Origin of the sequence: Rhodanobacter sp. K2T2, assembly GCF_013408815.1 — a bacterium.
In the GTDB taxonomy this organism is placed as follows: domain Bacteria; phylum Pseudomonadota; class Gammaproteobacteria; order Xanthomonadales; family Rhodanobacteraceae; genus Rhodanobacter.
On the sequence record NZ_JACCCA010000009.1, the window covers coordinates 19,408 to 31,643 of the forward strand.

The 12,236-nt window shown below is 57.0% G+C and carries 10 protein-coding genes; 5 read left to right on the forward strand and 5 right to left on the reverse strand.

Annotation, left to right across the window (positions count from 1 at the left end):
• The first annotated feature begins 392 nt into the window (after positions 1-392).
• Entirely contained in the window at positions 393-785 is a 393-nt protein-coding gene (locus tag HDE78_RS14690) for a hypothetical protein (RefSeq protein WP_179480810.1), read from the forward strand.
• Between the two features lie 8 nt (positions 786-793).
• A protein-coding gene (locus HDE78_RS14695) for an IS3 family transposase (protein WP_179480812.1) occupies positions 794-1,950 on the forward strand; the annotation gives its coding sequence in 2 pieces (ribosomal slippage) (positions 794-1,034 and positions 1,034-1,950; 1,158 coding nt in all).
• A 127-nt stretch (positions 1,951-2,077) separates the two neighbouring features.
• Here HDE78_RS14695 and HDE78_RS14700 read toward each other — a convergent pair.
• Complete coding sequence (locus tag HDE78_RS14700) at positions 2,078-2,890, reverse strand: MobA/MobL family protein (RefSeq protein WP_218862397.1); 813 nt, start codon at positions 2,888-2,890, stop codon at positions 2,078-2,080.
• Between the two features lie 1,610 nt (positions 2,891-4,500).
• Here HDE78_RS14700 and HDE78_RS14705 point away from each other — a divergent pair.
• Positions 4,501-5,598, forward strand: coding sequence for a DUF4238 domain-containing protein (locus tag HDE78_RS14705; protein WP_179480814.1), 1,098 nt, complete (start codon positions 4,501-4,503; stop codon positions 5,596-5,598).
• Positions 5,599-5,884: 286 nt separating this feature from the next.
• On the opposite strand, the gene HDE78_RS14710 is transcribed toward HDE78_RS14705, so the two are convergent.
• Positions 5,885-6,610 carry a hypothetical protein gene (locus HDE78_RS14710; RefSeq protein WP_179480816.1) on the reverse strand — a complete coding sequence of 242 codons (726 nt, stop codon included), beginning with the start codon at positions 6,608-6,610 and terminating at the stop codon, positions 5,885-5,887.
• Positions 6,611-7,053: 443 nt separating this feature from the next.
• Here HDE78_RS14710 and HDE78_RS14715 point away from each other — a divergent pair, with 443 nt between their 5' ends.
• Positions 7,054-8,385 (forward strand): protein kinase, encoded by a 1,332-nt coding sequence (locus tag HDE78_RS14715; RefSeq protein ID WP_179480818.1) that lies wholly within the window; start codon positions 7,054-7,056, stop codon positions 8,383-8,385.
• Positions 8,386-8,940: 555 nt separating this feature from the next.
• Here the strand turns inward: HDE78_RS14715 and HDE78_RS14720 are convergent.
• Together HDE78_RS14720 and HDE78_RS14725 are read right to left on the reverse strand one after the other, a co-directional pair.
• The gene (locus HDE78_RS14720) at positions 8,941-10,212 is read right to left on the reverse strand and encodes a hypothetical protein (protein WP_179480820.1); all 1,272 of its coding nucleotides are present in this window, start codon (positions 10,210-10,212) and stop codon (positions 8,941-8,943) included.
• Positions 10,213-10,252: 40 nt separating this feature from the next.
• Positions 10,253-10,729 (reverse strand): hypothetical protein, encoded by a 477-nt coding sequence (locus HDE78_RS14725; RefSeq protein ID WP_179480823.1) that lies wholly within the window; start codon positions 10,727-10,729, stop codon positions 10,253-10,255.
• A 410-nt stretch (positions 10,730-11,139) separates the two neighbouring features.
• Here HDE78_RS14725 and HDE78_RS14730 point away from each other — a divergent pair, with 410 nt between their 5' ends.
• Positions 11,140-11,418 carry a helix-turn-helix transcriptional regulator gene (locus tag HDE78_RS14730; protein WP_179480825.1) on the forward strand — a complete coding sequence of 93 codons (279 nt, stop codon included), beginning with the start codon at positions 11,140-11,142 and terminating at the stop codon, positions 11,416-11,418.
• Between the two features lie 197 nt (positions 11,419-11,615).
• Here the strand turns inward: HDE78_RS14730 and HDE78_RS14735 are convergent, their stop codons facing one another.
• Entirely contained in the window at positions 11,616-12,098 is a 483-nt protein-coding gene (locus HDE78_RS14735; protein WP_179480827.1) for a JAB domain-containing protein, read from the reverse strand.
• Between the last annotated feature and the right edge of the window lie 138 nt (positions 12,099-12,236).

Consider the following 12,236-nt stretch of genomic DNA (forward strand, 5'->3'; position numbering starts at 1 on the left):
CCGTCGGCTTGACAGGCATTGAACATGCCTACGGGAACGCAGTGCAGAAGGCCCTGCTCATTCTCGTCGACGTGTGTGTGCCGTTGGCGTTGGCGCTTAACTACTGCCTGCTTAGCCCAGAGGGAAGCCGCGTCTACCTGCGCCACATGAAAAACGTGCTATCGCTGCTACAGTAGCGCCAGTAGCTGCCGTTTCGTGGCACCCAACGGCCTTGTCGTGGAACCAGCCCCGGCTCTACTACGACAGACGAGCAGGTCCGTGCACACCACCTCCAACGACAAGACTAGGCCGCCGCTGGACTGGATGAACCAGCCATCCCCCGCTAACTTCCCAGACGCCCTACGGGCCAGCAGTTGTTAGATCACCCACTCGTCTGAAGATATTTGCGATAAGTGATCATTCGCCCGAATCCGCCGATGGCGGAAATACTCGTTGCCTTGCTGCTTCACCTTCCGAAGTTGACCTGGCCCCAAGTATGGCGCCGGCTCCCGGAAGATCCCCTGATCTCGCAACGAACGATGGTCAACCATACGATCCGAGAACCCGTGATGGGCAAGCCCATCGTTGATCGTTTCGGCAATGATGCGACGCATCTCGATGGTAGAAGCCTTGATCTGGGATGGCCTCACCCCAGAACCAACCTTCCTGCTGCCACCCGGTTCAGGACGCGCGGCATTGAACCGTTGAAAGGTTTGCTCCGGCGAACGTTCGATACCGTCATCGACCCGCCCGGGTTCACCCCCGATTTCACGGACACTTACGAGAAGGCCGATGAGGTCCGATAGGAGTGTTCATGTCGAAGCGAAGAAAGTTCAGTGTGGAGTTCAAGCGTGGTGCGCTTGAACAAGCGAGCCAACCGGGCGTCAGTTGTGCCCAGGTAGCTCGTAAGCTGGGGATCCGGGACAACCTGTTGACGCGCTGGAAGCGTGAGGCCGGGAGTCAACGCAACAGCACCTTTGCCGGCACGGGCACGCCACGGGATGAGGAGCTGGAGCGTTTGAATCGCGAGCTAGCGCGGGTGAAGAAGGAGCGGGATTTTTTGCGCGAAGCGGCGACGTTCTTTGCCAAGGGATCATCCTGAGATATCAAGTGATCGAACGTTACCTCGATCAGTTCCCGATCCGGCTGATGTGCCGTTGCCTGCGGCTCTCGGCCAGCGGTTATTACGACTGGAGCCTGCGCCTGCCTAGCGCCGGCCAGCTCGACAATGCACGTTTGCTGGGGCGTATGCGTGAGCTGCACGAAGACAGCGGAGGCACGTTGGGTGTCGGCCGGATGCAGGAAGACCTGGCCGATGAAGGTCAGCGGGTCGGCCTGAACCGCGTGGCTCGGTTGATGGCCGCTGATGGCTTGCAGGGTTGGCCGCGCCCGAAGCGACGGGGGATGCGAGCACGGCCGGCACTCACTCCGCCAGGCGTGCGCAACCGGCTGGAAAGGGACTTCACCGCACGGGAGCCGGAAACCAAATGGGTCACGGACATCACCGAGATTAAAATCGGAGAAGGCAAGCTTTATCTATGCGTCGTCTTGGACCTGTTCGACCATCGGGTGGTGGGTTGGTCGATGCACCATCGGCAAGATCGGCAGATGGTGATCCGGGCCGTACAGACGGCTGTATGGCAGCGACAGCACAACGAACCAGTGATCCTGCATTCGGATAGAGGTAGTCAGTTCAGAAGCGGTGATTATCAGAAGTATTTGCTGGCCAACGCGCTGGTGTGCTCGATGAGCGCGGTTGGCCACTGCGGCGACAACGCCGCTTGCGAGGGCTTCTTCGGCATGCTCAAGCGCGAACGGATTTATCGCATGACCTATCCAACACTCGATACCGCAAGAGCGGATGTGTTCGAATACATCGAGCGGCGCCACAACCCAAGAATGCGGCGAAGGACCGCCAGAAAGGATTTGAAGTTTTCCACCCTTTCACAACCGTCCGTGATTTCGGAGTAGAACCCCGCTTTCGAAACTCGTAGCTTGAGCCGCTCAATGAGTGAGAGCTGGATTCCTATCAAGTGCTAACGCAATTAAGGCGCACGACTCTCTCGTCGTTACGAGAGGCATGGTCATAGCCTCTTCGCTACCCTCGGCGCTTATTTCTCTCGTCCAAGTATGCCTTCTTCTCAGACTCCGACATTCGACGGATACGGGCTTGACCGAGGTGTGTTTCAGGCTTCTGTTCAATGCCCCGATCGCGCAGGGACCGGTGATCAACACGGGCGCTGTGCCCATATTTCTCTAGCACTTCGTTTTGTATGTCTGCGCCTTGCTTGCGCAAGGCTTTCATCTTCATCCGTATTTCAAGTGGACTCATTCCGCCGCTGTCCTTCCGGAAGCCGCCTTTACTTGGCTCAGTCGGGTTATAACGTTTGAACCCCTGTTCTGGTGCACGAGGAATACCGTCGTCCATGCGATCGGAGTACATGATGTGCACGTGCGCGTTGGCTACACCTTCCAACGATGACTTTGGCATGTGGATAGCCCACTGATGTGGCTTATCGCCGACAAGTATTGGTAACAGGCGCTCTACCAGTTCGACTTGCTGCGCTAGTAGCAACTCCGATGGAAGAGCGACTTCATGTTCTTTATAGGCAGCACCGTTCTTGCGTTCGTAGCGATCTGCCAGATGCCAGAAGAGCATGGGGCGTTGTTCTGCCCAACCCGGCATGTTTCCAACGCCAGATGCCATCAAGTCATGCCGCAAAGCGTGCTTGCCTTCGCGAGCGATGTATTCGACATGCGCCTCTGCCGTACCCTTCTTTCCACTCTTTATACGATGATGAAAACTAGCCATTGTGGACACCCTTTCTTTATTGGTAATAGAAAAGCTGGCGAAGGGATCTTCGCCAGCTTGCTCTTGTGTTGTCATCACTGCTTCAGGGGCAGCTTTCATGAGAAAGGGTAAGTGCGCGTACTGCTTCTCCTCCCTCTACAACCTAGTAAGAGGGGTGCTCTTGTTTATGCGCTACTTAACGTTCTCTGTTGATCATCAGGCGGTATGCCTGACCACCTAACTCGTACTCAACCCATAACCATAAGCAGAGCAGTAAACTTTTACTGCTTCCTAGGTTAAACATCGCTATGCGTCCGAGTACGCGTAGGAGGCATGGTCAACTTACGATGCTGACTACACGGGTATAGCTATTAGCGGACGCGCAGGATGGCTTGCGCCTACACGCGTGTGCTACCGCTGCCAACATCGTCTAAAACGAGAAGGGCGCACCATATAGCTTCCCCGTGAGTCAGGCCCGATCCGGCTAGTGTCAGGCGATAGCCGACACTCTACTTGTCAGGTGGAACCGATGACCGGGGTACCTTCAGACTTCAAATGCTTCACGCATCGCATTGGAGTATTCGACGGAGAGTTGGCTGTTATCGATATGGTCGAATTTAGATTGGTCTTGGCCTAGATGAGCTAGACGGGTAGGCATCGGCATGTCTAGCGGCGCGGAGCCATCTGCATGGCGCGTCATCAGTATCTCTTGTCGGCTATATGCTTCAGCGATAGGTGCTCGGTACTCGTCATCGGTGCGATTAGTGAACCGGTAGCCGCGGGAGAATGTTGTTTAGTGGTTTGTTCTCAAGGCTAAGGGGAGCGTAAACATTTATCGGCGGAATCAGGATAGAAATTTGCTTGGACACTTTGTCCAAGCCACACAGTGCGCTCGTCGCAACGGGGGTAGTACTTCGCCCGCTATGTAGTCGCCCGCCACTAAAGGGCGTAGCTGTGGTTGTTGTAGCTACGCTATGCAGTCTGAGGCAAGTGGGTGAGCCTTCGATTCTGATGGCAGCTAGCCATGCCAATATTTCTTACTTACCACAGCATCATATGCGGGCACCCACAGACCACCTGCTGCACTGACTTTTCAAGCTCAGCAAACAGACTCTTGGTTTAACGGAGGCGATGCGAGCGCTGTATGCGTTCGAAGGCCTTACCAGCGACAGAGACGCAATGGGTGGATCCTGCACTCGGTGTTGTGCAGATGTTTTGCTGAAACAAGTATAAGTTATTGAAATATATGATGATCAGCGTAAGCGCCGTCGTCTCTGGCTTTGTCTATGTTACGAGGCAACATAAAGTCCGCTGGCGCCTTGCGGCGGGTTTCCGGGCCCCTGGCTGGCAGTTCCGATGCGCGCGCCTAGAAGATGCGCAGCGATGCATGCGGGCATGAGCATGTTGCCGGGCCGACACTTACCGGTAGTTCGTGTGCTCGTAGCGAATGATCAGAACACCGAGCTGATGGGAGTGGCCACGCGCGCTAGCAGCGGAAGTCGACCGGCCGACTTCGGCCAACTTCTGTCGGTCGACATCTTCAACTGCGCGCCGCAGAGCTGCCATTCGCGACTGGCGAATGCCCGTTCATATGGTTTGAGATACCTATCTGCCCGGGTCGCGGCTTTTTGACCGACGGGACTTGCCCCATGGTTGCTCCTTGGCGCGCGGCACGCCTCGTCGGCAGAGCCTTGCTCCGAAAGGCCCCCTGGAGGCAGACTGCGCGTCCCATGCCTGCGCTCAAGAATCAGCATTTCGTGCCGCGCTGCCACCTGCGCCCATTCACGCTGGATGGCGAAGGCGTAGCGATCAACCTGTTCAACTTCGCGCGCCGCCGCGCCGTGCCGAATGCGCCGGTGAAGAATCAGTGTTCGGCCGACTACTTCTATGGAAAGGACCTTCACTACGAAAAGAAGATGCAGCTGATCGAAGGGCTGTATTCCGCGGCAATTTCGCGGATCTCCGTCCCGAGCTACAACTTGACCAGCGATGATCGTGAGGTATTTCGCGCGTTCTGGGTGCTGCAGCACTTGAGAACAGAAGCTGCTTCGCGCGCATTCGCGGCGATGTCCGACGAGGTAGTAGACACGACGGGAGCGCCCGAGGAATTCCGGACGTCGCTCGCAGAGGCCGTGCAGCTGGTGATGCCGACGGTCCCCGAGATGGTTTCTGCCGTGGAAGACCTGAAGGTGTGCCTGCTGCGCAATCGGTCGACCGTCGATTTCTTCACGAGCGACGACCCTGCCATCTGCACGAATCGCTGGTACCTGCGACCAGGACACGAACGACTCGGTGCGCCGGGGTTATCAAAATCCGGGACGATTTGCTTGCTTCCCCTTACGCCCCGGCATCTTTTTCTGGCGTACGACGGGGATGTCTACTCGCTGCCGGTGGCCAACGGTTGGGTCTGCGTCAAGAGAGATAGCGACGTGCGCATGCTCAACCAGCAGCAACTACTAACCGCGATGGCGAACGTCTATTTCCGCGAAATTGGCGATGCCACCTCGATCAGCCGCGAGTTTGATGAAATTGAGGCTAGGCGCATTCCCTCCAAACACCGCATCAACCACGCGGTCTTGGATTCGGATGATGGAGTGACAAAGCGATATCGCGTCACGACCGCTGAAGAAGCTCGCGGCCAGGATGCGCTGATCCATTCGGAGAAATTGTACCCACGGCCGAGCGGCTGGCCCGACTTCATCCGGTGGCGCGCCGGCGCCGTGACGTACTCGAACGGAACCGGCGTCGGGTACGTGCGCCGCGCGCACGCGGACGGGACGTGGTCGAAGCCATTTCGGAAGATTCGCCTCGATGCCATCAGGTTCTGAGCGCGTGCCGGATGCCTTCGACGGGTTGACTTGGCTGGACATCGACCGCCCGGTCACCAGGGGCCGGCGGGCGGTCGAACGCAATGGCGAGCGCCTAGCGCTGCTGCAGCCATTCCAAGGCAGGATTGCCACCGTCTTCTACCCTATTCGAACAGCTGTGGCATCAGCATCGCGGTGCCTCGCTTACCAGTTGGCGATTGGATGGCTATCGCCCTCGGGTATCAAGGTCGCATTCACCGACGAGGAGCTGAGAGGCACCGGCAGCCGCTGAATCGACAGCGCGTCCTCAGCAGTGGTTGACGCAGTGGAAGCGAACCGCGGTTTGCTCAATCTCGAGTAAGACAGACTCGTCGAGGATGAAGACGCGCTCGAAGACCGACCAGGTCGCGAGCTTGAGCAGTTCGGCGGTCAGCAGCGGCACCGCCTTAGCGTGGTTGAGGATCGGCGCCGGCCAGTTGTCGTAGATCACGAGCCAGGTGCGATCGAAGCGAGTGTAGTCGGGCGACTGCGCGGCCTGGATCTTGTCACTGACGAACTGGGTCATGGCCTCGACCCAGCTGCACTCGGCCGAATCGCCCATCCACCCTTCGCCCATTTTGTCCGCTTCTATTTCGGCGCGGATTTCTTTGGAGCCCTTTGCTCGCTCGCCGATGGCGGCAGGGCGCAGGTAGTGGGTCTCGGGACCGATGCCACTATCGCGTAGGAAGGCTTCCTTCGCCACGTTTTGGGGAACCGCTTCGGTGTGCTCGACGCCGATCGCCACTCCGTTCGCCGAGAGCATGAAGTCTGGCCGCTCGCGCTTGATGAGCTTCAGCGGGAAATCGGAAAGGTGGTAGGCCCGCAACGCCAGCACCCGGATGAGCGAGTAGATCTCGACTTGGTAGTGCGTCCGCCTGCTCGCCCGACCAGGCACGGTGACGTTTGCTGCGCGGAGCGCTGAGGCGAGATCTCCGACCCTCGCCACGCTCACGATGACGCTGTCCGCTGGGACGCCTGGGGGAAGGGTGGCCATGCGGAAATGATACGCCTGAAGGCGCGAGCTAAAACGGGTCGACGGAATTTCGGATCTACCGCGCGACCGGAATGCGTGGCGCAGCGACGCGCTGCCCCCGTTGCGGTGTCCGCATTGGGTCGCACAGCGACCGTCGATCAGTCTTCATCGGGCTCTGAATCGTCGAATGGCGACTAACGGTCGCTGACCGGCCAGAAGCAGTCCTTGAAAGCATCTCCGCGAGAGACCACTACAGACTGAAGGCGAAAGTCTACCAGCGGCAGCTATGCGGCTGTCCACCGTGCGAGTTGCGGGTGTCTCAGAATGCTGGGGAGATTCAGACCATTAGGCTGCTAATGGCAACGGTGAGGCCAGCCCGTTTGGGCGATCAGGCATCGCCGGCATCTGGATGAAAAACGCACTAGCAATGCGCGGTATGGGAAAGACCACTTCAGGAAGAGAACATGAATTCAAGCGCCGCAGCCACACACCCAGATGCCCGTAAATGGGACGAAAACTGGACCGCTGTTTCAAGCGGCGAAGGCGGTGGTCAAGGAGACATCAAGATCGTGGTTCGGAAGGACGGAAGTGAGCCCGGAGAAAGGTTCCTAAAGATTCTTCGACACCAGAATGATCTGAGCCGTCGACAGCGGATGTATCGGGAAGTGGCGTCGTACCGGACGCTGCAGCACCCAGCAATTCCCAAGCTCATCGAGACGAACGCGGAAAACTTCGACGACCAGGACTACAAGCTCTACCTTGTTACCGAAGTAGTGAAAGGTTCAACGCTCGACAAGTACGTTGAAAGCCACGGGCCTTTGCCTCTCTTGGACGCGATCAGATTCGCCATCGCATTGCTGGGTATCGTAGAGCACTGCCATCAATCTGAAGTCGTTCATCGCGATATCAAACCTGCCAATATCATCTTGCGCGGACTCAATCCCGGAGATCCTGTGCTTGTGGACTTCGGCCTCTCGTTCAACGACGATGAGGTGGCACGAGATGCAACCGATCTCTATGAGGAGGTTGGAAATCGGTTTCTCCGGCTGCCCGAGCTCGCTCCGAGTTCGCCAATCAAGCGTGATCTGCGCAGCGACGTGACGTTCTGTTCAGGCGTACTGCTTTATGCGCTCACGGGCGAGGTTCCTGCTGTGCTTGCAGATGGTCATGGCCAGCTGCCACATCAAGTCGAGATAGCCAGCGAGAGGCTCTTGTCGATAGGCGATATCTGGCGCGTGAGCCAATTAAAGCGGGTCTTCGATACTGCTTTTCAAAATGCGTTGACTAGCAGATGGCAGTCGGCTGGGGAACTCAGATCGGAACTACAACGAATTGAGACGGGTGCCATTGAGGCACCGATGACTCGTAATGCGCTACTCGAAGATGTTCGCGTGCTTCAAAGCTCCGCCTCGTCCAAGGCGAAGCAGCAAATGCTGAGCAGCCTCGAGAGAGCGCTTCAGGAGATATCTGCCGTGATGTCTTCGCTTGAGGCCCAGAGGATCGCCCCCATGCTGCGGCCTACGCAAACGGCGCATGAAGTAAGAATCGAGGAACGGTGGGCCAAGACAGCACTCTGCTTTTTAATGTCCGCATCTTCGTCGATCGATCCCTTCATTCAGTTCCGCGTGGACGCCGTCGGTACTGAGCTGGTAATTTCCTCGACGTACGCGGGAGCTCTATCTGAGCTGCATCGCACGCCGCTTGATTCGCCTGCATTCGGCCCTGCTTTCCAGGAAGCCGTAGAGCGAGTGTTCATCCAACAGATTCGTGACGAACTCCTCAGTGAGCAGCGATGATGAGCAGTAGGCTGGTTGCTTGGATATCTTGGTCAAGCACTTCTGCTCTAGGGGCTGGTTTCGTAGCGCATCGAGCCACGACTGATCCTTCCGTCACCCAAGCAGTGGCTGTAGCCGTTGATGTTAAACGTTGAACGGCAGCTTCCTGCCGTCGAGTTCGGCGAAGGGGAAGGCCCCAATCGGCCAGGAAGAGACGTTCAGCCGCCTAAAGATGACGCCGCAAAGCAGACGCTTGCCAACGGCAGAAATGGGTCGACAAGCGACCTTCAGTCGGATGGTTAGCCCGTCGGCAATCTCGGTTAAGTTATGTGTCGAGCGCGGTCATCTGGCTGATACGAATCGGGATGAGGCCCGCGCTATTGAGACCGAGCTCGAAGGGCAAGCGCTAAAGCTGTCATCAAAGGCCCATGAAATGGCGTGCTCCTCGAACGAGGTTATGGAGGCAAAAAAAAAGCGCACGTGATCGTGCGCTTTTTGTATCTCCTAACCACCTTTAGGTACTGCGTTAGCTCCCGAGCCGTTCCGATATTGCGATAACGTGAGGCTCTTAAGCATCTAGTTCTTGGGGGCTGTTTTTCCTTGCTTACAGTCTTCGGTCCATTCGTCAATCTGGTCATATGCGATAACGGCGTCGTCACCACGCTCTTTGCGGTAAGCGGCTTCCCAATCGTCAAGACAGGCGTTTCCCGTACCTAGAATCTGCACGCTCCCAGACAACGCATCCGCGGGAGAACTAATGCTTGAGGCGCGGCCTGGTTGGGCTTTAGTGGGTTCCTGAGGCGCTTCTGAAGGCACCGCGCTGCTTGACGCAGACACCGGTTCAGATACGACGTGTCCGGCATTCAAGTTAAAAGTCTGCGTCGTTCCGCTGTCGTTTACGACAAGATTTGTCCCGACCAAAGACCCGTCGCTGAAGTGCAGGTCGAAAAGCAGTTTTCCATCTACGTCCCAGGCTTTAGCTTCGCCATCAAGCTTTCCTTGCTTCCAATGTGAGTCGATATGGGCGGGGCTGGTGAGGGCGTGACCGAGGTCAATCTTCGCGTCCCAGCAACTCCTATGTATCTGATTGTAAGTCTCCGTAACGCCTATGCTTTGATCGTCCCACTCTCCTTCGCGCTGGCCGTCGGCGAATACGCCTTTCTGTAAAGGATCGCCCTGCTCGAGAACCTTTACAAATGCTCCGTTGGGCTTACCGTCTCGGAACTCGGTCGTTGACTTGAATGTCCCGTCATCCGTGCTGAAGGTCCCAGAGTCGATTTGACCAGCCTTATAGATGGCGTTGATGGTCGCCTCGCCTCGGGTGTTCCACTGCTGGACGGTGCCGTCCGGTAGACCGTCTTTCCAGTCAACCCGACTAATTAGCTGCTTTCCATCGTAGGTATAGGTTTTAACCGTGCCTTCGAGCTTTCCCGCTGACCATGATTGATCCTTGATCAACTCACCGGTATCTGCGTTATACAGCGTCGACGGACCGTCGAACTGCTCATCCTTATAGTGGAGGACGAAGGCTTTGTGACCGCCGGTACCTTCGCACCAGGCGCCTCCGTCGGGTAAGCCTTTAACGTAGTGCTCTTCACAGGCTGACAAGACCTGATTCACTGGGTGACCCGGAACGGTGGCGATGTTCGCTGTCCAATAGTCCTGAAGATTGGAAGGAATCGTGTCTTTGAACGCAACGACACCGGTAAACGGATCAGTGCTGCCGTGCTTGTATGCCAAGCCGCCGTTGTTGTCGATTTGTCGCGAGTCCAAGGTTTCCTGGCCGCACGCCGTTAGCAATGCACCGACAAGCGTGAATAAAGCAATCCCTACCGTTGTTTTACGCATGAGAAATCCCCTGTAGTCCGAATGAATGTTTTGCAACGCTTTACGGTGTTGTTCTTGCTGTGGTGATTGTCTCGAGACTGCTTTGGGCTTCGTTCCAGCCGTAACGCAGTCCCGCCACGATCCCGCCGGCTGTAATCACAAGCACGGCGAGCGCCATGAAGAGCGATAACGCGATATCTCCCGATGCCAGACCACCGAGTCCGCTGATAATCAGGCCGCCGGCGACGAGCATGGCCAGCGCACGCCCGACCACTCCGAGTCGACGCTTCGCGGTCCATTTGATGGCAGCAGTTGGCGACTGGTCAGCCATCGCATATGTCCAGCCCCTTTTGGTCGAGTTGCGGACAAGTACGCCCAGCGTCAGGCCGATGACAGCCAGCATGAGGTTGGCGCCGGTCTCCTCGTTGGCCGCGACTTGTCCTAAAACGGCTGCAATGATTAACAGGCCCGCAGCGGTGAGTCCCCCAATCCACAGGTTTGATTTCTTTTGGCTCGAAGTCAGATGAAATTGGCGCATGGTTTAATTTCCTTATTGGCTTGGTTTGCGGTGGGTAAGGTTTGACGAGCAACACGAAAGTCGGGATTCGCTCACCCACGAACTTGCGCGTAAATCCCTTCTCTTACGGGTTTCAGTTCGTTGCAGTTCCTCAACCGTCCGCGGACGGCTGGTGACCAGTCGCCTAGCAACGTCGCCCCATCCCTAACTGGACGCTCCTTTGCTGATCGCCCACGCTTAGGTGAACGCGCCGACGGCGTGCTTGGCTTAGAACGGCGCTAGGTACATTCCCCTTCAAGTGCTCGCGGCATCCCTGCGAAAGTGAGGTCGTAAAGTCCCCACGAGAATACCTATTAAGCAGGTATAAATCCTGAATTACATATAACGCATAGTCAGGTATAGCTTCGTTGACCGTCCCTCCAGGTCCGGTCATGAAACGAACCTCTCTCTACAGCGAACGGCATGCGGTGCTTGTTGAGTATTTGCGCGAGCTGAGAGTGCTTCGCCACCTCACGCAGGCTGAAGTGGCCGAAACCATCGGCCGGCCTCAGACCTATGTGTCAGACATCGAGAAAGGCAAGCGAGGCTTGGACTTACTTCAGGTGCTGGACCTCTGCGAGGCCTACGACGTGTCGCTTCCAGCCTTTTCGGTCGAATTGGACCAACGATTAAAGAAGCTTGCAAAGCCCTCTCGGCGAACGAACCGCTAGCCTCCGCGCGTGGCGTCTAAAAGCTCGTCCTTACAAAGGCGAATCGTCAGACTGATAGGGCGTCATGATCGTGCCGCATTGCGGACACTCGTCATCGCACATTGCGTCCCAGGCATCCTCCCATTCGGTGTTGCAGTTGGTGCACTTGTAGAAGTTTAGGTAGCGCAGGGAGGGCTCAGAAGCACGGAAGCAGCAGCTCATATCAGCCCGCGTCCCGCCATGCTCACGCAGTCAGCACCCACCACGATGTGATCCAGAAACCGGACCCCGATGAGTTTCAGTGCATCGCGTAGCTCGTCCGTGATAACGCGATCAGCCGTGCTGGGCTCTGCCACGCCGCTGGGATGGTTGTGAGCAAAAATGGCGGCGCAGGCGTTGACGCTCAATGCTGCCCGCACCACTTCCCGCGGGTAGACGCTGGCGCCGTCTATCGTCCCCGTAAACAGTTTTTGACAGTCGATAATCTGGTGTCGGTTATCCAGCCACAGAACATGAAACTCCTCATGCGACAAACCACCAAGGCGCATACGCAAGAAGTCGGATGCATCGCTGGGATTGGTGATGGCTCCCAGTCGTTTCAGTTTGTCTATCAGAATGCCCTCCGCCGCGGCGAGAACATCCTGTTCGGTCGCCGCGGCAAAGTTGTAGGTGACGCTAGCGTTTGATCGGACACATTTCATATCGGTGCTCCTGAGTGATGGACGGGCAAACAAAAAAGGCCCGGCAATGAGCCGGGCCTTTGAGCGCTTGGGTGTTTGATTAAACTTGCAGTGGTGCGCTAGGTCTGGGCCAAGCGGGCGGGTCGGATAAACTTGGCG